17 protein-coding genes and 4 pseudogenes are annotated in these 24,671 nt (G+C 43.8%); 11 read left to right on the forward strand and 10 right to left on the reverse strand.

All coding sequences use genetic code 11. The features are described 5' to 3' along the window. Positions 1-45: 45 nt before the first annotated feature. Positions 46-1,980 (reverse strand): PTS 2-O-a-mannosyl-D-glycerate transporter subunit IIABC, encoded by a 1,935-nt coding sequence (gene mngA / locus OCV20_RS19820; RefSeq protein WP_050644166.1) that lies wholly within the window; start codon positions 1,978-1,980, stop codon positions 46-48. A 317-nt stretch (positions 1,981-2,297) separates the two neighbouring features. On the opposite strand from mngA, the gene OCV20_RS19825 reads away from it, so the two are divergent. The 5 genes from OCV20_RS19825 (at position 2,298) to OCV20_RS19845 (ending at position 6,978) form a co-directional block, all read left to right on the forward strand. Then, positions 2,298-3,014: a GntR family transcriptional regulator gene (locus OCV20_RS19825; protein WP_009845448.1), complete on the forward strand. Its 717-nt coding sequence runs from the start codon at positions 2,298-2,300 to the stop codon at positions 3,012-3,014. Positions 3,015-3,246: 232 nt separating this feature from the next. After that, positions 3,247-4,143, forward strand: coding sequence for a hypothetical protein (locus OCV20_RS19830; protein WP_086775676.1), 897 nt, complete (start codon positions 3,247-3,249; stop codon positions 4,141-4,143). A 191-nt stretch (positions 4,144-4,334) separates the two neighbouring features. Beyond that, positions 4,335-5,099, forward strand: coding sequence for a DUF481 domain-containing protein (locus tag OCV20_RS19835; protein WP_086775677.1), 765 nt, complete (start codon positions 4,335-4,337; stop codon positions 5,097-5,099). A 37-nt stretch (positions 5,100-5,136) separates the two neighbouring features. Beyond that, the gene (locus tag OCV20_RS25860) at positions 5,137-5,829 is read left to right on the forward strand and encodes a prepilin-type N-terminal cleavage/methylation domain-containing protein (RefSeq protein ID WP_276540048.1); all 693 of its coding nucleotides are present in this window, start codon (positions 5,137-5,139) and stop codon (positions 5,827-5,829) included. 237 nt (positions 5,830-6,066) lie between these two features. Continuing rightward, positions 6,067-6,978 carry a 2OG-Fe(II) oxygenase family protein gene (locus tag OCV20_RS19845; protein WP_086775679.1) on the forward strand — a complete coding sequence of 304 codons (912 nt, stop codon included), beginning with the start codon at positions 6,067-6,069 and terminating at the stop codon, positions 6,976-6,978. Between the two features lie 97 nt (positions 6,979-7,075). Here the strand turns inward: OCV20_RS19845 and OCV20_RS19850 are convergent, their stop codons facing one another. From OCV20_RS19850 to OCV20_RS19875, 6 genes and pseudogenes are all read right to left on the reverse strand, one after another. Beyond that, positions 7,076-10,153 carry an efflux RND transporter permease subunit gene (locus OCV20_RS19850; protein WP_086775680.1) on the reverse strand — a complete coding sequence of 1,026 codons (3,078 nt, stop codon included), beginning with the start codon at positions 10,151-10,153 and terminating at the stop codon, positions 7,076-7,078. Continuing rightward, on the reverse strand, positions 10,140-11,477 hold the full coding sequence (locus tag OCV20_RS19855) for an efflux RND transporter periplasmic adaptor subunit (RefSeq protein WP_086775681.1): 1,338 nt from the start codon (positions 11,475-11,477) through the stop codon (positions 10,140-10,142). The genes OCV20_RS19850 and OCV20_RS19855 overlap by 14 nt, the downstream gene beginning before the upstream one ends. A gap of 194 nt (positions 11,478-11,671) precedes the next feature. Then, positions 11,672-12,865: an outer membrane protein transport protein gene (locus OCV20_RS19860; RefSeq protein ID WP_086775682.1), complete on the reverse strand. Its 1,194-nt coding sequence runs from the start codon at positions 12,863-12,865 to the stop codon at positions 11,672-11,674. Beyond that, positions 12,855-14,306, reverse strand: a pseudogene (locus OCV20_RS19865) (lipase); the annotation flags it as partial. The gene OCV20_RS19860 and the pseudogene OCV20_RS19865, both read right to left, overlap by 11 nt. An 89-nt stretch (positions 14,307-14,395) precedes the next feature. Further along, positions 14,396-15,316: an IS5 family transposase gene (locus OCV20_RS19870; RefSeq protein ID WP_086773621.1), complete on the reverse strand. Its 921-nt coding sequence runs from the start codon at positions 15,314-15,316 to the stop codon at positions 14,396-14,398. Between the two features lie 92 nt (positions 15,317-15,408). Next, positions 15,409-16,182 (reverse strand): annotated as a pseudogene (locus OCV20_RS19875) (lipase); the annotation flags it as partial. A 358-nt stretch (positions 16,183-16,540) separates the two neighbouring features. Here OCV20_RS19875 and OCV20_RS19880 point away from each other — a divergent pair. Both OCV20_RS19880 and OCV20_RS19885 read left to right on the forward strand, forming a co-directional pair. Continuing rightward, positions 16,541-17,245 (forward strand): winged helix-turn-helix domain-containing protein, encoded by a 705-nt coding sequence (locus OCV20_RS19880; RefSeq protein WP_086775623.1) that lies wholly within the window; start codon positions 16,541-16,543, stop codon positions 17,243-17,245. Beyond that, positions 17,238-17,456: pseudogene (locus tag OCV20_RS19885) on the forward strand (hypothetical protein); the annotation flags it as partial. The gene OCV20_RS19880 and the pseudogene OCV20_RS19885, both read left to right, overlap by 8 nt. A 52-nt stretch (positions 17,457-17,508) precedes the next feature. Here OCV20_RS19885 and OCV20_RS19890 read toward each other — a convergent pair. After that, the gene (locus OCV20_RS19890) at positions 17,509-18,429 is read right to left on the reverse strand and encodes an IS5 family transposase (protein WP_086773621.1); all 921 of its coding nucleotides are present in this window, start codon (positions 18,427-18,429) and stop codon (positions 17,509-17,511) included. A gap of 78 nt (positions 18,430-18,507) precedes the next feature. Here OCV20_RS19890 and OCV20_RS19895 point away from each other — a divergent pair. The 4 genes and pseudogenes from OCV20_RS19895 to OCV20_RS19910 form a co-directional block, all read left to right on the forward strand. Next, positions 18,508-18,807: pseudogene (locus OCV20_RS19895) on the forward strand (hypothetical protein); the annotation flags it as partial. 462 nt (positions 18,808-19,269) lie between these two features. Continuing rightward, positions 19,270-20,637 carry an anaerobic C4-dicarboxylate transporter DcuC gene (dcuC, locus tag OCV20_RS19900; RefSeq protein WP_009845449.1) on the forward strand — a complete coding sequence of 456 codons (1,368 nt, stop codon included), beginning with the start codon at positions 19,270-19,272 and terminating at the stop codon, positions 20,635-20,637. A gap of 127 nt (positions 20,638-20,764) precedes the next feature. After that, positions 20,765-21,274 (forward strand): helix-turn-helix domain-containing protein, encoded by a 510-nt coding sequence (locus tag OCV20_RS19905; RefSeq protein WP_086774936.1) that lies wholly within the window; start codon positions 20,765-20,767, stop codon positions 21,272-21,274. Beyond that, the gene (locus tag OCV20_RS19910) at positions 21,271-22,113 is read left to right on the forward strand and encodes an IS3 family transposase (protein WP_108721729.1); all 843 of its coding nucleotides are present in this window, start codon (positions 21,271-21,273) and stop codon (positions 22,111-22,113) included. Before OCV20_RS19905 ends, OCV20_RS19910 begins: the two co-directional genes overlap by 4 nt. Before the next feature lie 144 nt (positions 22,114-22,257). Here the strand turns inward: OCV20_RS19910 and OCV20_RS19915 are convergent, their stop codons facing one another. Both OCV20_RS19915 and narQ read right to left on the reverse strand, forming a co-directional pair. Beyond that, on the reverse strand, positions 22,258-22,890 hold the full coding sequence (locus OCV20_RS19915; protein WP_008219279.1) for a response regulator: 633 nt from the start codon (positions 22,888-22,890) through the stop codon (positions 22,258-22,260). Continuing rightward, positions 22,877-24,607 (reverse strand): nitrate/nitrite two-component system sensor histidine kinase NarQ, encoded by a 1,731-nt coding sequence (gene narQ / locus OCV20_RS19920; protein ID WP_086775303.1) that lies wholly within the window; start codon positions 24,605-24,607, stop codon positions 22,877-22,879. Before narQ ends, OCV20_RS19915 begins: the two co-directional genes overlap by 14 nt. Positions 24,608-24,671 lie beyond the last annotated feature (64 nt).

Consider the following 24,671-nt stretch of genomic DNA (forward strand, 5'->3'; position numbering starts at 1 on the left):
TATATATTGATTTCGTAGTGAGTTAGGAGCTAACTCAAAATTCAGTTAGTTCTGTGTTGCAGTACTTGCTTCAAACTTACCCTTTTTTACAGCGTGACCACGCCACATCAGAAGAGTAATGGTTGAAATCACTGTGCCGACAATCGCAGCACCGAACCAGATTGCCGCAGCAGAGAATGCGCCCAAACCAGAATCGTGTAACAAGAAGATAGAGAAGATACCTGCGCCCGGAGTCGATAGACCAATACCTGCCGCACCAACCATCGCGCCTGTCACTACAGAGCCTAGTAGGAACGAACCGATTACACGGATTGGATCTTCAATCGCCATTGGGATTGCACCTTCAGTAATACCCGCTAGGCCAAGTAGCCAAGTTGATTTACCCGTTTCAATCTCGAAGTCTTTGAATAAGCGCGGAGCGATCATGGTTGAAGCCGTTACGGTGAACGCTGATACCATTTTCACTGAACCGAAGATTGCGTATGGGCCATAAACACCGTTTGCCATTGCACCTAAACAGAATGCGTAAGCGGCTTTGTTTACCGGACCACCCAAGTCGAATGATACAAACAGACCAAGAATCGCACCTAGAAGCAGAGCGTTAGTGCCTGACATACCGTTCAACCAATCCGTCAGACCTTGGTTTAGGAACGCAACAGGTTTACCGATAACAAACAGCATCAAGCTACCTGCCACCAAAGTACCAATCACCGGGTAAAGGTAGAAAGTAAGGAAACCGTTAAATGCAGGGCCTAAGCGAACATGCTCTTTCACCCAGCGCATCACGTAACCCGCAATCAAACCACCAACAACACCACCCAGGAAACCTGAACCGATGATGTTTGCTGCAATACCCGCGGCAAAACCAGGGCCAAGTGCGGGTTTGTCTGCTAATGAGTAAGCTGTGTAAGCTGCCAGTACCGGAACCATTAATGTACCCAGTAGGCCGCCACCTAGTTTGCGATACATCCATAGCCAAGAATCTTTTGTTGCGTAGAGCTCTTGCAGGTCAAAAATTTGCGCGATAAGAACAGCAACCGCAAGAACAGTACCACCAGCAACGATAAGAGGAACCGCGTAAGAAATACCTGAAAGCAGTGCTTGTTTGAGCTCTGTTTTCAGTGGCACTTTCTTAGGTTTATCATCAGTAGCAACTTTACGCTCTGCACCGTTACCTTTTTTCGACTCTTCAATTGCTTCGTTTAGAATGCGTTCACCGTGTTTAATCGGTTCTGCAACTGGCGTTTCTACACGAGGAATGCCGTTAAAGCGCTCAGATTCTTTAATCGCAACTTCAGCAGCAAATACACAAGCCACTGCATTGTTTAATTGCTCAGCCGTTAAGCGATCTTCAATACCGTTTGCGCCCTGTTTTTCAACATGCACGTTATAGCCAAGCTTTTTGCCCGCCTTTTCAAGATATTCTGCCGCCATATAGGTATGAGCAATGCCTGCAGGGCAAGCCGTCACACATACAATTGTTGGTGCATTTGTATCTAAGTTGTCTTGTTTTTCATCTTGTTGATTGTCGCCATCAAGAAGCGCAAAGATTTCTTCAGCCGTTGTCGCTTTTAATACCGCTTCGCGAACATCGTCGTCAACCAATGTAGTTGTCAATGCAGTGAGCAGATGCATGTGGGTAGAACCCGCTTCTGCATTTGGAATCGCAATTAGGAAGATTAGATTTACATCTTCGTCTTCATCCAAGCCTTTCCATTTCATGTCTTCTTTCAATGTTGCTACAGCGAAACCAGCTTCCTTAACCGCGTCAGTCTTGCCATGCGGTACTGCTAAGCCTTCACCAAGCGCTGTCGGGCCTTGCTCTTCACGAGCAAATACTGCATCAAGGTACTCTTGCTTGTTATGCAGTTTGCCTTGCTGATCCAGTTGGTCAGCAAGTGCGTAAATCGCTTCTTCTCGACTGCTAAACGTAGTTTGCAGATTTACGAGCGACTTATTCGTTAGAGTAGTAAGTTTCATAACCTTTGTCCCATAGTCACGGATTAGTACGACAGTCGTCCCTGTCGACGAGAAGAATAATACAACTTCAAGACATTTAATCCGTGATCACGATCTCACCAATACACATTTGTATTTAATTTGTATTTAAATCGTATTGGCAAATCCTTTAAGAAAGCTTGTTATGTATCGTTTAATTTGTATTATATGTACTACAAAACGCCGATACGACGCTCACACTAACCTTGAAAGCAAGGCTTATATAGAGCAAATTTACGTATTTAAGGTACAGGTTGTTAATCAAAGTCTAGTTGTCCTAGCGCACAAATGAGGCAAAAATGGCAAGACTCCCTATGTATCGCCAAATCGCCGATGCAATAAGAGAAAAGATCAGTTCTGGAGAATATAAAGTTGGAGAAGCACTCCCAACGGAAGCGCAATTGCGTGAAGTATTCTCGGTAAGTCGTGTAACGGTTAGGCAAGCGCTGAAACTACTGATCGAAAACGATGAGCTTGAAAGCGTTCAAGGTAGCGGTACTTACGTCAAAGAGAACAAGATCAATTACGACATCTACAAACAGTCGAGCTTTCAAGAAAAGTGGGCGCATTTAGATGTGGTTACACACAGTGAAGTTCTGGCCTTCGAAATGAAGCCGTGTTCTTTGGCGATGTCTGAACATTTAGATATCAAAGAAGGCGAATTGGTTTTCTACGTAAAACGTGTTCGTTTCATAGACAACAATCCAATCACGGTTGAAGAAACTTGGTTACCTGTTGCCCTATTCCCAGATCTCACCTATCAAGTGATGCAGACATCAAAGTACGACTTTATTGAAAACACCAAAGGCATGGTGATTGATCGAAGTGAGCAGGAATTGGTACCGATTCTTCCGCCTGAAGACGTTGCTAAACAGTTAGGTATTGACCCAGCTCAGCCTATCATTGAAAAACGTACTCGCGGTTACCTCGCCAATAACACGGTGTTTGAATACAGCCGTAACTACTTCACGTCTAACGATTACCGATTTACTTTGGTCGCAAGACGCCAGAGATAATGCTCATCAACGAGTTTCCATAATAGCAAAATGACCAACACAGAGAGCGCGTTGTTCTCTGTGTTTCTATGCTGTTATCTCAATCATAAACTCAACTTTCCTCCCCAAATATTCCTAAACCAATATCAAGTAACCTCACGAAAGATCATTCACATTCATTTAAATACTGTTCTCGTGCTTTGACCATAAACTAAGCGCCAAATTACAAGAACAACAGTCGACAGGAATGTAGATGAATACCAAACAACTTGAGGACGCTGTAAGTGAAGTAAGCTTATTCAATCAGCACCTCCACTTAATCCAATCCGTGCATACCATTCCGACCCCAAAAATGAATTGGGAGTCGATTGCGATGGAACCTGCGCCGACAATGCCAACGGTTCGATTCGATCATAAAGTCAAAGCCATGGAAGCTCTCGATGAGTACAAACCTAACTGGCTAGATATGCTGCTGGGCAACAAGTCGAAGTTGTACACCCTCACCAACAATATCGAGCGTGCCGCCGAGCAAGACATCGAGCAATACAAGACAGAGTTTGTACATTGGGTTCAAAGCTACAGCTACTGGGCAAAGGGCAACCAATTATCGAAAGGTATATTAAACAACGATAGTGAAGCAAAACTATCAGCCCTTTCCGAAGCGCAACAGAACTCGATTAACGCCGCGGTAGTCGACACTAAGCTGATTAACCATAACTTCAATACCTATAAGAATGGTCACCTGCTAGAAATCAATATTCAGGTTAATAAGCACAACGTGATCCCTAAAGAAAAAAAGGTATTGTGCCAAGGCAAAGTGAAGCTTGAAACGATGTCTCTTTCTGAAAGTAATGCCTTATATCGAGAGTATGTCTGCAGCTGTATTCTTAAGTGCGCGCAAGATGCTTTCAATGTGTTACCCGAGACGAGCGTTGTGATCAATGTTGAACAGATTTCAGCTGATCAATCGAGCGAAACCATCGTTTCATGCCATGTCGAACAAGGGCTACTCGAGTTCTTGTTAATCGAAGACGATAAACCCTCTGAGATACTTGAATTCTTTGTCCACATTGAAGATTTCAATCCTCATCGAGGCAACGGATTCTCAGCGATAAAAACGATTTTTTCGCCTTTGCCTATGGCGTCATAACTCACGCGCATTTTCGATTCAATCATTGACGACTCTTCACGACTAGCCTTGCGTTCGTCGTGTCCAATCACCTTATATACCAAACCATTATGTCGACACACGCTATCCCACAAACAACGCGCCCATTAACCAACACAGTTTCATACACACGCTCCCTAGCAAAGCTGCCTCTATTTCTCATCGCGTTCTCTATGCCCATATTTGGAAAAGAGGCTGGAGAAGAGGTTGAAGAATTGGTACTCGAGGACGACGTCGTATTAAGCGAAGGTTCCGAGTTACAAGAAGAAGCTGAAGAATCCCCTTTTACGACCCTGACCAAGCTCGGGTTTATCTACTCGCAAAACACCAGCTCATCTTTGTCGATTAACTCTGGAATCTCTGTTGGATACAAAAAAGAGAACTGGGGCCAACGAGTTCAGTTTGATACCTACTATACCGATGCTGAAAACGATGAAGACGGCACCAATCGCTATACCACCAACTATGGCATCAGCTATGACTTAAACGAAGTCACCTATTTGGTTGCGACAACACGTTTTGAACACGACCACTTTGGTACTTATCGTAAGCAATTCATAACGGCTACAGGATTGGGTCGCCACTTTTATGATACTGAAAGAATCAAACTCCAAGGCTCTGCTGGTCCGGGTTACCGAATCAGTCAACGCCATTCCTCCGATGAAGAGTTCCCGAACAAAGAGAACTATGAGCTGATCGTCAATGCCAGTGTTGATGGCTCACTGACGCTCACAGAAACGTTTTCTATGGGGGCAACGGCTAACATGGCTTACGGTGAAGAGAACACCAATTACAACCTCAAAGGCTATCTAAAGAACATCTTGATGGGCAATTTGGCGCTGACTTTTGATACCGAATACATCTACAACACCACTGTCGCATCAGACCAAAGTAACGCCGAAATCTACAGCTCAATGAATCTAAACTACGATTTCTAAATAACGCTTCCCCCATCGAACATGCAAAAGGATTTGCGTGATCGTTTTAATTATCTTTTTAAGCTCATTCAAGCATGAACATTTCCCCATTGTTATTCCACCTTGTAAATCTCACATTTTCCGTACGGCAAACCATTTATCATTGCACTATTGGAACGCCGTACTTATAATGCCAGGAAAAATAATTACAACATCAACCATAAGTAATACAGATGTTTATTTCATTCTCTGTAATATTTGGTCAAAGGTAGATATGAAACAAAAAGGTTTTACACTCATTGAATTAGTTATCGTTATCGTGGTGCTAGGCGTAATTGCAGTTACCGCTGCGCCCAGGTTTCTTTCGTCACAAGATGATGCACGAGACGCTGGATTCGTTGCCGTTATCGCAGCTTTCGAGGATGGAATGGATCTGGCAATGTCAAAGCACAAAATCGAGGGTGAACCGGAGTCTATCGAGATCAATGGTGCAACGATTTCTTTTATGGAAATGCTAATCCCTCAAGAGTATCCAACGGCCAAGAATAGTTCTGACTGTGCAATGCTGTGGAATACCGTAATGACCGGTATTGAAAGCACCGATAATCAACAAGTGTTATCCGACGATATGGTGCTAGCAAAACATGAACGCAGTAACTCAACTGTGGACCTTCGCGGAACATGCATCTATTCGATGGGTGATCGCCGTGTCGAATACTTAAGTGGTGGCGGTAAACTTGAAGAGAGCTAATCCAAAGCCTCTAATCGTATAAGCTCCCACTCTCTTTAAACAGCGCTTGATGCCTTCATTCATGTGCTGTTTTCGTTTTTAGCCACCAGTATAAAGTCTTCTTACTCACCTTCCTTTCTTCTCGATTTTTTGCTGATTATATAGAAAACGTTAATTCTGTTTTGCCCAGCGCCCCGTTTATCTACAAACCTTGGTGTAATAGATTGGTTGCAGGCAAACAAAAGGAGCGAATACATTATGTTATCTAATCAACTAGAGCGCGCACGCGCCATCGATTTACCGACACGAGAAGCGATGCTTCAACGAGCTCCTTCTGTACAACAGTTTTGGGACAACAATAAGGGCTTATTCAGCGAGGCTTGGATAGAATGGGAAGCAAGTGCGGAAGGCAGCCAATTGGATTTCGACGATTCACTGTTAGATGCACGACTGCGTGAAGCTGTCAGAGAAGCTTGGCAAGATCCAACGAAAGAAATCGCGGTAAAAGAATTACTCGAAGAGATCTCTCCTGGGGTGTTTAAGTTTCAGTTCTTTGATGCTGAACGTCTCGCTGAGTTGCGTGATTACTTGGAAGCGGTCTCTAACGCTCAAATCCCGCTACGCCCACCATATGGCATAGTGCTTAACCGTGGTGGAGCAATGTTAGACAGCCGATCTGAAGGTTATTTAGCCGCGCCAAGTTTCCAAGCGTTTTACCGAGATTTACTCGACAGTTACATGCGCCCTATCGCTCGCTTATTGTTCCCTGAAATCATGGGTTACGATACGCAAACTTTTGGGTTCTCGATTCAGTATCAAGCGAACAAAGATACGTCTTTACGCCTGCATACTGATGCGTCTTCGGTCACGCTCAACATTAACGTAAATATGCCAGATGAAGAGTTTTCAGGCTCAGAACTTAACTTTTATGACCCTGCTACGGGTAAGATGAATGAAACGACATTCACGCCCGGTGTCGCTATGATTCATCGAGGAAACGTTGCCCATGCGGCGCTGCCGATAACAAGTGGTGAACGTTCGAACTTGGTATTGTGGTTGTATGGCGACCGTGGACAAATACCACACCACAACTCGGTACTAGAGCCTATAGATGCGCATCAACGCTGGACAGTACCAACAGTGGTACATGACAATTTTGCTCCGTTCTAGGCAATTGAGAGAGTAAAATACAAAACGCGCCAACCATGATTCATGGTTGGCGCGTTTTAGTTTTCACTTCAATTGACTGGTCAATCTACATGGCGAGTTATGCGGGTTTCGTTCTCAATCGAGTCAATATATCCATCTGTTTTAGATTCGCCATGCCAACGTAAGCCACTGGCACTAAGAACAGTGAGAAGAAGGTTCCGGCTGTCAAACCGCCGACTAATACCAAACCAATATTGATTCGACCTAAGGAACCCGGGCCATCCGCCAATGCCAATGGCAATGAACCGAGGATCATCGTCAGTGAGGTCATCAAGATTGGACGTAACCTTGAACGTGCACTGCTGATCGCAGCTTCTTTCGCACTCGCGCCAGATTTGCGTTTCTCGTTGGCAAACTCCACCAGCAAAATACCGTGCTTGGTCACGAGACCAACCAGTGTCAGCAATCCTATCTTCGAGTAAATATTCAGGCTTTGACCAAATACCGAAAGCGTCAATATCGCGCCCACAATACACAGTGGAACCGTCAGCAAGATGATCATCGGGTCGACAAAGCTTTCAAACTGCGCCGCCAAGATTAAGAAGATGAAAATCAACGCTAATACGAACAGCACTTGTGCGCCCGCGGTTGAATCAACTAGGTCTTTAACTATGCCATTAAACTCGTAGCTCTGAGCAGGTTTCAACAGGCTTGGTACCGTGTCATCAATGTATGCCTTCACGTCGCTCGCCGTATATCCGGGCATCAAGTCCGCGGTAATTTCAGCGCTGTCTTTACCCATGAATGTCTTGAAGTTAGATTCCGATGTCACTTGTTTGATGGATACAAACTGAGACAAAGGAAGCCTTTGACCCGACTGTGAATCCACATACAGCTTATCGAGCACCTTGAAATCACCAAGATCACTTCGGTTCACTTGAACTTGAATTGGGTATGTATAACCGTCGTCCGCTTGCAAATCTGCGGCTTTAACAGAACCAAGGAACGTCGATAACGCATTGGTTACGTTACCGTAATCAACACCAGACAATACAATCGCATTGCGGTCAATCGATAAGTCATAACGTAACTGGTCACGCAACATCGAGTTCTTAATGTTGGTCACGCCCTCGTAATCCTCAAGCGCCTTAACGACTTCGCTCGCAGTTTCAGACAGCACAGTGGTATCACGGTTAACCGTCGTCAGTTCAAGGATCATGTTGGTTGCGATGTTCAAGTTATCTGCTGAACGAACCTTGAAAGACATGCCGTAAGCAGAGACTGAACTTTGTGCCTTAGCGATAAATTCGTTTACCAATTCATCAGCTGACTGGTCACGTTCGCCCCATGGTTTCAATAGAACGTGATTGGTTGGTGTACCTTCAATGTAAGACAAGTTCGCTTCTACTGAGCTATCACCTTTGAACACACTGTTAAGTTGCTCGTTGTTATCTAGATGGTACTGACGACCAACACCTGTTGGGGGTGTAGAAGTCACCTCAACAAAACCGGTATCTTCGGTTGGAAGTAACACTTGAGGCATTTTCCAAACCGCTAAGGCCGATAAAGCGATCAGCACTAAAGCAATACCACTCATCAGTGCCTTACGATCAAACCATTTACCTAGCTCTTTGGTGTATAAATCCGATAACACATTGAGTTTCGCATCAACTTTTTGATACCACTTCGCCGGAGTTGATACTGGCTTCATTAAGTAAGCACTCATCATTGGTGAGAGCGTTAACGCCACAAATCCAGAAATGATCACAGCTGCTGCAAGCGTGAACGCGAACTGCCTGAATAGATCGGCGGTTAGGCCTGCCATCAAGCCAATTGGTAAGTAAACAACCGCCAAAGTCAGCGTCATCGCAATCACTGGAAAGACGATCTCTCGGCACCCTTTAATTGCAGCATTGAACGGCGTTTCACCCTCTTCGATATGACGGTAACAGTTTTCAGCCACAACAATCGCATCATCAACCACCAAACCAATGGCGAGAATGATAGCGAGAATCGTCAGTACGTTGATGCTAAACCCAAGTAAATGCATGACGGCAAATACGCCTATTACGCACACAGGAATGGTGATGATCGGAATTGAAGCAACTCGAAAAGAACCAAGGAACAGAACCACAACCGCTGAAACCAGAACAATCGCTTCAACTAAAGTCATGAAGCCTTCGTCAATTGCCGTTTTAATGAAATCAGCTTGGTTATAAACCATCTTCATCTCAATGCCTTCTGGCAACTGAGGCTGAATCACATCAATCTGTTTCTTAACTTTATTCGCAACGGTTACTGGGTTTTCACTTTTCAGTGGCAACACCTGAATCGACATCGCTAGATTGTCATCTACACGCAGAATACTTGGTGTAAGGCTCTCCTCACCCATTTTGACTTCAGCAATATCACCTATACGAATGATCTTGCCATTATCAACACGAACCACTAAGTCTCGTACATCATCAACGCTGGTTACTTGGTTGACTGGGTTGATGGAGAAATCTCGCACCTGGCCCTTGATGGTACCTGCGGTAAACGTTGCATTGTATGAGCTCAATGTTCCAACCACATCGGATGCACTCATATTGAGCGCCATCATGCGATCCGGTTGCAACCAAACACGCACCGCTTTCTCGCTGCCACCATACGGCCCCCAAATACCACCCACACCTTGGATGTGCTTAAATTGAGGCACGACTTGCTGGCTAATGTAGTCGTACATGTCTTGCTTAGACATCTTGCCAGTATTCACAAACGTGATGATGTTACTCGGCATACTGGTGTCAGAAGAATCATCCGTGACCGTTGGCTTATCCGTCATACTCGGTGGGAAATCACCAATCGCTTCGACGCTGCTGCGCAGGTTGTTCATCAAGCTGGTGTATTCGACGTCATTAATGTCATCTTCAAAGATGATTTTTAGATTACACGTGCCTTCCTGACAGTCCGTCGTCATGGTTTTCACGCTGTCGAGGCCCGTTGCAGCGGTAATGAGCTTATCTGCCACATTGCGCGACATAAACTCAGCACTTGCGCCATTGATCGCAGCCGTTACCGTTGCTGACGGTGTTTTATGTTCTGGAAAGTATTGGATTGAGAGCTTTTGAAACGACAAAAGCCCAAGCAAAACAATGGTAATGCTCAGAACAGACGCAAACACGGGGTGCTTGATACAAATCTCAGGAAGCTTCATTCAGATTCTCCTTCGTTACAGCTTCCTTGCTTAGTGTTTCCTTACTGTGAGCTTCCTTGCTTTGAGCTTCGCTCGATGAATCCTCAACAGTCGTGCTAGTCTCTGCTTGCTCACTGTTTTCGTTGATCGCTTCGTCCACACCTTTCGATGCTTCCGTCCAATCAACCGAAGGTTCAATCGGATGTGGTTCATCCACCTTGGTTACGGTCTTTTCTAGTTTAGGCTCAGCGGTCTGTTGAGTGTTCTCTTTGCTCGTCGGTTCCGTTATTAGCTCAACGGTTTTCTGTTCAGCATTTGGGTTCATGACCTTAACTAACGATGCTTTCTTAAGGTTCTGTTGTCCCGTCACAACGACGTTATCGCCGAGCTTCAAGCCTTTCTCTACAACAACGTAACCATCGTTAGTATTCACGCCTAATTCGACAATGCGTTGCTCGATTTTTTCACCATTCACGACCCAAACAAAACGCTCTGTATCTTTGGCTTGAACAGAGTTTTGAGAAACCACCATCTGCGTGGAGTCTTCACTGGTCATCTGACTTACTTTGGCAAACATACCCGGAACTAAGCGATGCTCTGGGTTAGTCACGTGCGCGTGTACTTCTACGCGGCCTGAGCTTTCGTCCACCGCTGGCGCAATGTAATCCACCACACCAGAAAACGCTTCATCGACAAATGCATCAACTTGGATGGAAACATTCTGCCCAAGATTTGCGTTTCCTAAATCCGACTGGCCAATGGAATACTGAACTTCGACAGGATCGAGTTTGATCAAACTGACCAACGCGGTTGCGCTATCAATTTTACTGCCCACTGAGTGGGTGAAGTTAGTTAGCTGCCCATCAAATGGCGCGACCAATAAATAGTCATTCATCAGCGCTTCTTTCTGACGGAAATCAGCTGCGGCTAGGTTCGCCTGTTCGCCCAGTTCTTCCACATCTTGTTGAGACATAGAGTCAGGCTGTTTCTTTAGTAACTCTTGTACTCGCTTTAATTTCGACTTTGCTAACGCTAGAGAGCTTCTTGCTTTGTCTAAATCAGCTTTCGCTTTGGTATTGTCCAGTTGAGCGATCAATTCGCCTTTTTTAACTGAATCTCCATCTTTGAAATGGATGTTGAGAATTTTGTCGGAAGCACTAAATGTCAATGCGGCAGAGTCCGTTGCCCTGATTTTGCCAACCTCGTTGATTGAAGAAGTGAATGCTTGTTTGTGAGCTTTTTCGATAGTCACAGGAATCAAGTTTGAGTCTTGGGCAAACGATGGAGAGATATGTAAGGCAAACAGTGCCAAACAGATTGTTTTACTAAGCTTTGTAAATTTCATTTTTAATAACCATAACCGTTGAATTCGTCTGAATTAAAACGTTTTTCTAAGCAGCTATTTCTTACTTAATGAGCTTCCAGCTATTTAAATAATGCTAAAACAGCTAATAATGAGAAAAGGGCTCAACTCACTGTCGAGCCCTGCAATTTTTATATGATTCCTAAATTTTTTCGTTCTGAACTCCAAAGTAAAAGTTAAAAACGATGCTGATACTGAACACCGAGCAAGAGAGCATCGGCAGTCACATCAGCAGTTATATTGGAACTCGTTCCTGGTATCGTCGTCAGGCTTTCGTCAATATCTTGTGATTCTCCGATGATAAATCCAACACCAATATCTATAGAACTGGCAGCCGTGAAGTTATATGTCCCTCCGACCGTAAGCCAATGACGGTTAACGTCAGGAATAGATAACGACGTGAGTTCATCAGTCGGGGAAATGTCGTACATGTAACCCGCTCGTAGAACGATGTCTTTCGACATGGTGTACGTACCACCAACAGAAACATGCCCTGCGTCTTTCCATTGATACTCTTTAATTGAGTCGTCATAAGAGTCAGATGTTAGCGAATCAAATTCAGACCAGTTCACCCACTGCAGGCTGTAGTGAAAAGCCCACTGTTCGTTGAGTTGGTGCCAACCGGAAAACTCTAGAGTGTCTGGTAGAGGTACATTCATCTTGTCGGCAGAGACACCGCCTTTCGTAATATCCCCTTCAACTTCTATATCCGGACTATATCGATAGGTAATACCAAACCTGTTGTTTTCATTAACTTGGTAAGTAGCACCTACATTGGCACCCAATCCAAAACCATCAGCATCAACATCTAGAAGGTTTTTCCTGTGAATTTCGCCTTCCCCGTAGATGACATCGAGCCCAGCACCTAAATTGATTTTCTCAGACAGCTCATAGGCAACCGCAAAACCTACATTAATACTCGATAACGCTGTTTTCCCACCAAACTCATCCGCTTCGAACGAATCATCAAACTCCACATCGGTACCGAAGTTAGAATGCACAGTGGCGCCTAAGGTAAATTTAGAGCCTTGAATTGGATGAACGTAGTGAACATTTGGAACCAATGTTCCGGCATCTAGTGATTGATCATCGAATGTTTCTGTATCGCCTCTCATCGGCGTGTAGCTCACATTAGAGACATCGATACCACTATCGATATAGATAGCGCCGACAGAGAGTGTTGGTTGCTCGATGTAAGCCATCGCAGCACTGTTCTTAGCAACAATCGCAGCGCTATCTGCCATCACTGCATCACCGGCAAATGCACGACCTAACCCCGTAGCTGACTGCGCGTTAAGTTGAAATCCAGCCGCATTAGTTAGGCAAGGAACAAGAGCAGCGGCAGTGCCCAATAAAAGTTTATTCTTCATCTTGAGGCACCTCTGTTTCGATATGATCTTCGTTATTAATGACGACTACTGCGCCGTCACTCATTACCATAGAAGCAACGGCAATTTGTTGAGTTCCCACAGCTTCACGAACGTCTGACATGTTTTCACCTGGTGTGCCCGGCAAGCCATTTTCATCAACGGGACCTTCATAGGGGAACAAATACGTACCATGTCCGCCGGTAGTTGTTCTCACGGCTCCGCGCTTTTCATCAATATTTTCTGATGTACCTGTAATTGGGTCTAAGCCAAGCGCAGTAATAAGTGGTTCAGTACCAGTACGAATGTTATCTGGCGCGGTATTCGGAATTACGCTATCTGGGACGTAATCAACACCAACGTCACAAGTCTCCCCGCAATCTCCAACGGCAGCTAACAAAAGAGTGGGTTGCTCAGCAGCAACTTGTCTCGAGATAAAGCTCGCAGGGTCAGCACTATCAATTGTTGCTTGGACCCCTTGTTTAAGGTCGGTCACAACTAAATCAAAGATGTCATTCTCTAACTGACTAACAAGCAGAGCGTTATCTGTTGAAAGTGCGACAAACTCTCTAAGTGCTTCAATGCACTGCTGATTTGTTGCCTCTACGGTACAGATATCAGGTATCACCGTTTCAGCAATGCCACGCTGAACATCAGGAGACTTCTTAACACCTTCAGACATTTCAGGGCCTAAGGTTTGAGAAGACAGAACCAGGTTGGTTAGCCCCTGCCCCGGAACAACAAAGTTCACCGTATTGAATTCAAAATTAGAATTAGTATCCGAGTGAAAATCGGGGCTTGCTTGGCTAAACTCACTCACCATTACCGACATAATGCCGCCCAGCGATTGTCCGATTAAGTGAACGTCATCTTTTTTCACCCAAGCTTCTTGGCTTAGCGCATAACGAAGACCTAAAAAGTCAGACACTGATTGCTGAAGGTTAGAGCGCAGAGCTAAAGGGGAATCAATATTGATGAAGAACGCCTTGTCTGCTCTAGCACTAATCTCTACCCCTTTCTCTGGTCCCACACCGTCTGGATCGGTATTGTCATAGCGCATTCTTTCCCCGTGATATGGCATATCGATAGCAACAACGGCATAGCCTTTTTTTGTGTACTCGGCCGCCATCAAAGAAGCAGTGCCGCGCTCTGCAGTAACACCGTGGATAAATATCGCAGTCGGGAACCCAATAGAGGTATCTTTCGGCCTAGGCGTATCAACATAATTAGGTAGATAGATGTCAGCTGTTATATCGAGAAATTCTATTACCTTTGGTTCTGGCATTGCTGCGGTCGGGAAACCACCTTCTTGATTAGTAATCCATTCATATAAAGGAGGACAATTTTCTTTCGGATCAAACTCATCAACAAGGCACTCGGATTCTCGAGCCTGAGTAAAAGGTAGATAAGATGGTATTCTTAACTTCTTAGAATACTGATTGTAATCCCCATTAAACTCGCGAACCGTGTCATAACCATGGCTTTGTTGCGTAATTAAATTTAGAGATAGAGCCAACCCGTTTCGCTTGTTTCTTAGTCAATACGACAAGTTTCAGGCATACCTAACCCAGTAAGCTTGTTCAACGCTTTTATCATCGCGTAAGTTTCACCCACCTGGGCATTGTAATTTCTTAAGCTCAGTTTCCCTCCTAGCAACTGTTTAACTCGATACATCGCTGTTTCTGAGAGTGAACGTTTGTGGTATCCATACCGCTCTTTCCAATACTTATTTGAGTCGTATAATTTCTGGCAACCCACGGCGAAATTTCGAGGGTGACCACGCTCCCAGAAGGCAGCCCCTTCTCTTGGGGGAATAAGCGCAATAGCTCCCTTAATCTTAATAGCAGCGTGACACGCTCTCGTGTCGTAAGCGCCATCACCAGACACCTCAAGGATACTTCGGCGTGTTTGTTTCAGTAAGTTCGGGAGTACTTCTCCATCTGTAACCGTCGATAAACTTAGCTCGGCGGCAATGATCTCATGAGTGTTGGTATCGACTGCAATATGCAGCTTTCGCCAGACTCTACGCTTGCCATCCGTCCCATGTTTTTTGACTTTCCATTCACCTTCGCCATAAACCTTAAGGCCAGTAGCATCAATGGCTAGGTGCTGTATCGCTCCTCTCGTTTTAGTCTTAAATGAAACCTCAACTTGCTTGGCTCTACGACTGATGCAGGTGTAATGCGGACAACTTAACGGTACATGGGCTAACCTAAATATCGAGTCGATAAATCCTTGCAGCGCTCTCAATGGCATAGAAAAAACTCGTTTGACCATGAGTGCTGTCGTGATAGCTAAATCACTGAACCGACGCGGCCTACCGCGCTTATTCTGTTTGCTTTGCGCCCATCCGCTTATTGCTTCTTCATCAATCCAAAAAGTCAGAGAACCACGGTTAATGAGTGATCGGTTGTATTGCTTCCAGTTGGTTGTTTTATAACGAGGCTTAGGCATAGGACTACGAGATAGAGTGGAGGTAGCTGATCAGATCGTAGGTTCTTGATTTAGTTCCATTGAATTACGCAACAAAGCCCATAACCATCTAAGAATCTAGTATTAAACTTGACGTGGTTATTCCTCATTGCGTCTAGTGACGAATAAGAACTCTGAGTTTTAAATTGCGCTGCATATACAGGAATACCTTTATCTGGATATAACGCATAATATGAATCAATAGCGCTCAATACTTGCTCTTGAAGAACTTCTTCTTTTTCGTTATTTAATGGAACGTCTGAATAAATCAACTCGTCAAAGCTGGCATCTGCTTTTAAAGGCTCATTAAATTCAGTTTTTACCCCATCCGTTACTACAATCGAATAAGTACGACTCTCAGCTAAGCCTGATTCACATTGAATTTTAATATTGGAACCATCAGCGGATATTTGAGTGATAACTTCTTCGCCTGTTAGGTCATCAATTAATACAACATTCCCGGCTAAGGTTTCGTTATTGAGTGGATAACGTTTGTCAGAATTAACACTTTGAAGCGGAATTAAAATCGGTTCTGCACAAAGTCCCCAGCCGTCTAGGGCTGCGTATGAATTGTTGTAGTCCTGATAATAAGCATTATTGGTCGATGACATTGCGGCAGCGTCTTCACCGACACCGGATATTGTTCCATCGTCGTCATACCCATACCCATCGTTTGGTTTTGGTAGTTCATTAATGTTGTAGGGAACCAATACCGAAACGGCATCTTGAGTCGAGTCTTCAGACTGACAGCCGAGTAAGGCAAGCGTAATCAGTCCACATATATATGGCTTATTGAAATCTTTCAAAACAGCTCCTTCGTAGCTTTCGCATTTAACTGGTGTGGTCATGCGATTTATCGTTATTTGAGTTGCCGATTGAGTCGGAGGTAAGCTCGACTTTTTATTCGTAGAGAGCAAGGCAACACAGAGTTGGAATGACACGTTGATAAAACTACGTAAGAAATTTGAGCAATTAACCCACACCCACTAAATCAGCGTCACCCGTTAATGATCCAATAGCTACTAACGGCAAGCACCTGAAACCGCATTAAACAACCTCAAAAAGGTATATAAGGAAATCTAATTAGGTTAATAATTAACTTAAATTCAGACAGTTAAATATCAAAGACGATGAAATCAGTAAGTTTATGTTTGTTGTAAGATTTGTTATATTTAGGTTAGAACGCTTATAACAATGAGAACCCAGATGTCTGCTGAATTTATTATCAATGATGATATACAGGTCAATTTAGAAGAGAGTGAAATCCATCACTTTAAGACGGGCCGTACCTACCCAATAGGTTCTAATGAATCAGAGCTACTTAAGTTTTTTATCTCGAGACCTAATGAGGTGATCACTCGCCAAGTTCTTATTGAACAAGTGTGGGTGTCTAAAGGTATATATGTTGAAGATGGCAGCCTAATGCAGACCATCTCGATTTGCCGAAAAGCGTTAGAAGATAAGAGTGGGATGATCATCGTCACTGAGCGCGGTAAAGGCTACCGATTTGCAGGACAAGTGACACAAGACAAAGAACGCGCGCTGCGAAAAATTCAATCGCAACCAAAGCAAAAAGCGACACAACCTGAAACCAACACAGCGCCTGAAAGCTCAACAACCGAGACAACGGCCGCTACGAAAAAAACAAACAGTCTATTAGCACTGGTTGCATTATTTGTAGTGGCTGCAGGTTTATCCCATTATTTATTTTCTTATTTAGATAGAAATAGCCTAGGCGAAGATCTCGTGGGTCAACATTTTATCTCTTGTAAAATCGAATCCGACGAATTCACTTTTAATGAGTTATTCAACGTGACGCTTTATGAATATAAGGGACGAAAAATCATCATCGATAATTCAGGAAAATCTCTGAGCTTCCCTGCCGGATTTAAAGGAGTGACTTGTGAATAATAAAACGAATACAGCAATTTTTGTGGTACTGCTTGGCGTATTAGTCGGCTGGGTTTCTACCTTTATTCCCAAGTCACATCTTGAAGGGCATTATTTAGCCAATACAGCATCGATTATTAACCCGTCCAATAATATGATTCACAACCAGTCTGCTATTAACATCGAGTTTAAGAAGAATGACAGTTATGACCTATTGTACGTATCGACTAGGCTTTGTTGCGTAATTAAATTTAGAGATAGAGCCAACCCGTTTCGCTTGTTTCTTAGTCAATACGACAAGTTTCAGGCATACCTAACCCAGTAAGCTTGTTCAACGCTTTTATCATCGCGTAAGTTTCACCCACCTGGGCATTGTAATTTCTTAAGCTCAGTTTCCCTCCTAGCAACTGTTTAACTCGATACATCGCTGTTTCTGAGAGTGAACGTTTGTGGTATCCATACCGCTCTTTCCAATACTTATTTGAGTCGTATAATTTCTGGCAACCCACGGCGAAATTTCGAGGGTGACCACGCTCCCAGAAGGCAGCCCCTTCTCTTGGGGGAATAAGCGCAATAGCTCCCTTAATCTTAATAGCAGCGTGACACGCTCTCGTGTCGTAAGCGCCATCACCAGACACCTCAAGGATACTTCGGCGTGTTTGTTTCAGTAAGTTCGGGAGTACTTCTCCATCTGTAACCGTCGATAAACTTAGCTCGGCGGCAATGATCTCATGAGTGTTGGTATCGACTGCAATATGCAGCTTTCGCCAGACTCTACGCTTGCCATCCGTCCCATGTTTTTTGACTTTCCATTCACCTTCGCCATAAACCTTAAGGCCAGTAGCATCAATGGCTAGGTGCTGTATCGCTCCTCTCGTTTTAGTCTTAAATGAAACCTCAACTTGCTTGGCTCTACGACTGATGCAGGTGTAATGCGGACAACTTAACGGTACATGGGCTAACCTAAATATCGAGTCGATAAATCCTTGCAGCGCTCTCAATGGCATAGAAAAAACTCGTTTGACCATGAGTGCTGTCGTGATAGCTAAATCACTGAACCGACGCGGCCTACCGCGCTTATTCTGTTTGCTTTGCGCCCATCCGCTTATTGCTTCTTCATCAATCCAAAAAGTCAGAGAACCACGGTTAATGAGTGATCGGTTGTATTGCTTCCAGTTGGTTGTTTTATAACGAGGCTTAGGCATAGGACTACGAGATAGAGTGGAGGTAGCTGATCAGATCGTAGGTTCTTGATTTAGTTCCATTGAATTACGCAACAAAGCCTATCGACTAAGCAAGTCGGCTTTACGTCATCGGGATCTTACTCTGTCACTCAACACGACATCTCACTGGATGAGAACCAACACCAACAAATCATCCCGAATCGCGAGTTGTCGTTTTACGAAAAGGTGATGATAAGTGAAGGCTCTACCCTATCTTCTGACGCCATGCCTTACATTCCATTGAATAGAGAAGAGTTTTTACTCATTACTCGCTATGGGATGATTCATTTTTGTAAGAAGGTTATCTGTTCTGAGCTGCCAACGTATTCAAATGACACTCCTGACGTTGATATAAACTAAACTCGCTCGCTATTTTTAAACCTAATTATATTTTAGTACCAGCTTGTGTTTTAGCGCTTACTTATGGGAAGTAAGTAGGCGTTAAACATAAGTAAACTTTAAATGTAAGTAAGCTTAAAAGCTAAGATTCCCACCTCTTTACTCCGATAAATACCCACTTCGTTACACGTTTCCTTCCAAAGTACAAAAAACACTCACGATTTATAAAACAACACCACCATATGCAACTAGAACAATCAAAGGTGATCCAAGTTATATTCTAACGAGCCACAAAATTTGTTTATTAACATCTAAACAACAGTAGTTAATCACGATTTACAACCACAATTAACATCGAAAAAAATGTTTGTCTTAGATCATATCAACCTCAACTATGCCTCGTGCCACAGTGCAGTTTTCTGTACATTCATTGTCATATTCTGAAACACTTTCTTATATTTTTTAAACTTTGTGGAGATTTCTATGTTAGAGCTCTTGATCGGATTAGTGATTACTATTGCTGTTGGTTACTTTATTGTAAAAGGCTATAAAGCGGCGGGCGTATTACTAACTGCTGGCCTTGCCCTACTTCTTATCACCGGCCTTATTGGTCACACAGTCTTACCAGCTAAAGTCGCTTCAACAGGTAACATGGTTACCGACTCACTAGAATTTGTTAAATACATGCTTCAGTACCGCGGGGGCGGCCTAGGCATGCAAATCATGCTTCTTTGTGGTTTTGCTTCTTACATGACGCACATTGGTGCTAACAACGTGGTAGTGAAACAGTTCTCTAAACCACTTGCTGCGATCAAATCTCCCTATGTACTTCTTGTTGCGGCTTACATCGTAGCGTGTCTAATGTCTCTAGCAGTAAGTTCTGCAACGGGTCTTGGTGTGCTATTGATGGCAACCTTATTCCCAATGATGACGGCAATGGGTATTTCTCGCCCAGCAGCAGTTGCGGTTTGTGCGTCACCTGCAGCCATCATTCTTTCACCAACCTCTGGTGATGTGGTTATCGCGGCAGAAAAATCAGGCATGTCTCTTGATGTGTTTGCTGTTCAAACAGTACTGCCTGTTTCTATCTGTGCGATCATCGTGATGGCAGGTGCGGCTTTCTTTTGGAACAAGTACCTAGATAAGAAAGAAAACACACCAATGGAAAAAGTAGACGTTTCTGAAATCGAAACAACGGCACCGGCTTTCTACGCTGCACTTCCATTCCTACCTATCATCGGCGTTTTCCTATTCAACGGTCGTACGATTCCAGGGCTGTCACTTGATATCTACACTATTGTGGTCGGTTCTATCTTCGTGGGCGCAGTTATCGATTACGTTGTTAAGAAGTTTGACGGCGAGAAAACACTAGAAGATTTAGACTCTTGCTACCAAGGCATGGCTGACGCGTTCAAAGGCGTGGTAATGCTGTTGGTTGCGGCGGGCGTATTTGCTCAAGGTCTAATGTCTATCGGTGCGATTGATAACCTAATCGGTCTTGCTGAATCGGCAGGCGCAGGCGGTATCGCATTGATGCTTATTCTGACGGGTCTAACGGTGGCTGCTGCTATCGCGACAGGTTCTGGTAACGCGCCATTCTATGCATTCGTAGAGCTAGCTCCATCATTAGCGGCGAAAATGGGCTTGAACCCAGCGTTCCTAATCATCCCAATGCTTCAAGCATCGAACCTAGGCCGTACCATTTCGCCAGTATCTGGTGTAATTGTAGCGACATCTGGTATGGGTAAAATCAGCCCATTTGAAGTAGTAAAACGTACGTCTGTACCTGTAATCTGTGGTCTTATCACGGTTATCTTCGGTACGCTTGTATTGGTTCCAATGGCGGCGTAAGCCTTAAGTTTCTAATCTCAAAGAACGAGAACAAACGAACACCAATACTGATATAAAATGCGTAAACAAAAAGGCGCTGAATGAACTGACCCCCAATAGTTGGACACCAATTATTGGGGGTCTTTTTATGTCCAAATATAGCCGAGAGCTAAAATGTATCATTGCTAAGCAATACTTAGATGGCACGTCATCTCTCTACTTAGCAAAACAATATTCAATTTCTTCAAGGCAGATACGGTATTGGGCTCAAGTCTTTGCCATCCATGGTACTGATTCATTTTTACCAACTAATCATGCCGCGACTGCTCAAACAAAACGAAAAGCATTGAATTTAATGTGGACGAATGAATGGTCTCTCACGCACACTAGCGCTGTATTAAACCTCTCATCCCCTGGAATACTCTCTGTCTGGCTTAAACGATTTAATGAGCTCGGTATCAAGGGGCTCGAAATGCGCCAGAAAGGAAGACCCTCAATGAAACAGCAACCTCAACGTACCACTAAGCCTGATAATGAAATGACACTTGAGGAGCTAAAAGAGGAGTTGGTCTACTTACGAACCGAGAATGCCGTTCTAAAAAAGTTGGAAGAGTTGGAGCAGAAAAAAAACCGTCGAACAAAGAAAAAGCGGTCATAGCTCTAACTCTTAAAGGCAAGTACCCATTAAAGCACTTACTGCACACTCTACAGTTGGCAAAAAGTGTCTTTTATTATCAGGCTCAAACGAGCAAGCGCCAAAATAGCTACGAACGTGAGCTGCGGTTGATAAAGTCAATTTATCATGAACATAAGGGGCGATACGGCTACCGCCGTATTCACTTGGAACTAAAGAATCAGGGGTTCGTGCTTAATCACAAAACGGTTCAAAGGCTTATGGCTCAGCTCAACCTTAAATCGACGGTCAGGATTAAAAAGTATCGTTCATACCGAGGAGAGTCAGGAAAAGCTGCTCCCAACGTTCTTGAAAGAGATTTTAGTGCGACTCAACCCGATGAAAAGTGGGTAACTGATGTCACGGAGTTCAAAGTCAAAGAGCAGAAAGTATACTTATCTCCCGTTGTCGACTTGTTTACTCAGGAGGTGGTTGCTTATAGAGTGGCCAAAAATGCCTGCTTGCCGCTTGTCACAGATATGCTGACGGAAGCTATATCAACGCTTAAACCCAACTCAAAGCCAATTATACATAGCGATCAAGGTTGGCAATATCGCCATCGACAGTATCAGAAAAAGGTAGCGGAGAGTGGGTTAACGCAAAGCATGTCGAGAAAAGGTAACTGCTTGGATAATGCTGTTGCTGAAAACTTTTTTGCTTTACTCAAAACCGAGATGTATCACAACCAAAGCTTTGAAGATGCAGATGCTCTGATAGAGCAGATTAAAGAATACATCGAGTACTACAATACCAAACGTATAAAAGTGAAACTAAAAGGCCTGACTCCGATAGAATATCGAACTCAGGCCTTGAAAGCCGCTTAACAGAAATGTCCAACTTTACGGGGTCACTTCAGAACCTAATAAGTTCAGCGCCTTTTTTAATACCACTTTCTCAACATCGTTAAAACTATCGAGATATGTATAAACAGTCAGGCTTGAAATAGTGTTATCTCAAAGGAACAAGCCCTACTTCATTTCACCATAGCGTTCTAGATACAGAACCGTTGCAGCGGTACGGGAAGGCACTTGCAGCTTTTTCAACAAGCTTTTCATATGTACCTTAACTGTCGATTCAGAAATAAACAGGTGATCGGCGATCTGCTTATTACGGTAACCTTTTGCGACTTCTTGAAGGATCTGCATTTCGCGTTCAGTCAGTTGATCGAAGATATCATTGCGGCTACCAGCATCATTTAGGTAACGAGCAACCACACTGCTGTAAGCTTTGTCACCGCTGTGTGCTTGCTTAAGCAGTTCAATTAACTCATCGGGTTCTGTGTCTTTCAACAAGTAGCCATCAGCGCCTGCTTTTACAATCGCTTCAATGTCTGCAGGGCTGTCAGAAACCGTTAGAATAACGATGTTAGCGCTTGAGCCATCAGTACGAAGTGCTTTCAGCGTATCAAGTCCAGACATGCCTTTCATATTAAGATCCAAAAGGATCAAGTCAGGTTCTTCTTCATGAGCAAGAGCGACTGCTTCAGTACCGTTACTTGCTTCTGCAATCACTTCGAATTCATCTTCAAAGCTCAGTAATTGGCTTATACCTCTGCGCATCAATGGATGATCATCAACCAGCATTACTTTACAAATCGTCAACTTTAACTTCCTTCAAACTTTTATATTTCAATATGACTGTACAGCCTTCACCTTGAGCCGCTTCAATCGATAAATCGCCATTCAGTCTTGCCGCACGCTCCTGCATAATGCTCATCCCGTAGTGGTTCATCTTAGAACTACTTGAATCAAAGCCATCTCCATTATCTTTAATCACGACGAATACTTCACCTTCTTCATCGATACAGCATACATCTATCAAGTCGGCATTGGCGTGTTTTATTGCGTTTATTGTTGCTTCACGAATCAATTGAAGCAAGTGAACCTGACTGTGTGCATCAAGCTCTATGGATGAAAGATTATTGGTTAGGTTAATCTTTGCATCTGTTCTTTCACTGAGCTCTTCAAGCATGGTGCTTAAAGCATCTCCGAAGTTGCCCTCTTTTATCGTCAACCTAAAGGTTGTGAGCAACTCTCGTAATTGAGTATAGGCATCCGCTAAACCGTTGCCGATTTCCGACGCTATTTGTTCAGATTGCTCTCGATGCTGTTGTTCTGGCAATTTGCCAATCACACGCTTCAACAACGTTACTTGGATTTTCAGATACGACAGTGATTGAGCCAATGAATCGTGAAGTTCACGCGCAATCGTTGCACGCTCTTCCATTATAATAAGCTGTTCTGCTTTCTTCTGCGCGCGATTATAATAGATCGCTCGTGATAACAGTTGGATAAAGCTCTCAATCAGCGTCTTGGTTGAATGACCATGATGATATGAACAATATAAATAGCCCAAGATAAGCTCGTTATCATCCAACTTCATTTCAAACTTTTCATAGTCCAAGTTCGAATCATACCCTTCGTCCATAATCAACGAACGACCCGAACTATCGGCAATCTCAAGCCTTAACGATTCTATCCCTTCGAGACTGACTAGGTGCTGCAGAATAGCTCGGAAGTTTTCTGGGGCGATACGTGTAACCGTGAGCTCTTGTGAAGAGTGATAAAGCGCCTGCAAAGATTGGTTGGCGTTTTGCAACTCGACCGTCTTAGCGTCGACAACAGACTCAAGGTTTCGATAGAGCACGCCCAAATCTTTGGCCATCGAGTTAAACGTCTTAGTCAGAATACCCAGTTCATTGTTGTTAGTGACTTTTAATTCCACCTCAAAGTCACTGTTTTTGATCCGCTGACTGGCTCCGACGAGCGCATGGAGTGGCTTAACAACTTGTTTACGTACAAAGTGAACAACAAAAAGAGATATGACCAGAATTCCACCAAGGCCGATACCACCAGCCCACGCTAACTTTATTAACTTGTCTTCAGAGAACTCTTGCAGCTTATAAACGAAGCCATCGATTTCAGCCACGAAGTTTTCAACCAACACGAGATAGTGCTCGCGCTCTTCGCTATTCAAGACCTGTTTCAGCTCATGCCAACGGCCGATAATTAAATAGTAATCTTCTGTGATGTCTGTCGGAACATTCCAACTGACCAAATTGGTCATCGATGGCGAGTAAAGAGAACTTTCGAATTCACGAATATGGGATTCGTAATCGACGGATTCTATTTGAATATCATGGGCTAAACGGTAGCTTTGCATTCGCATTGAACCGGCCACGTTAACCGCTTCCGCATCATTCAAACTTGAAGCTAAAGTAAAGATGGCAAAGCCAGTCGTAGCAACCGACAACAGCAGTATAGAGAGCAAAGATTTTGCTATCGTACTTGTTACAGATGAAACCGGTTTTATAAGCAAAAGTGCCTTCCTATTGATAAATGACTTGCCAGCGATATCGTATTGTCACACATCAAAAATCATA

The organism is Vibrio coralliirubri, assembly GCF_024347375.1.
GTDB lineage: Bacteria > Pseudomonadota > Gammaproteobacteria > Enterobacterales > Vibrionaceae > Vibrio > Vibrio coralliirubri.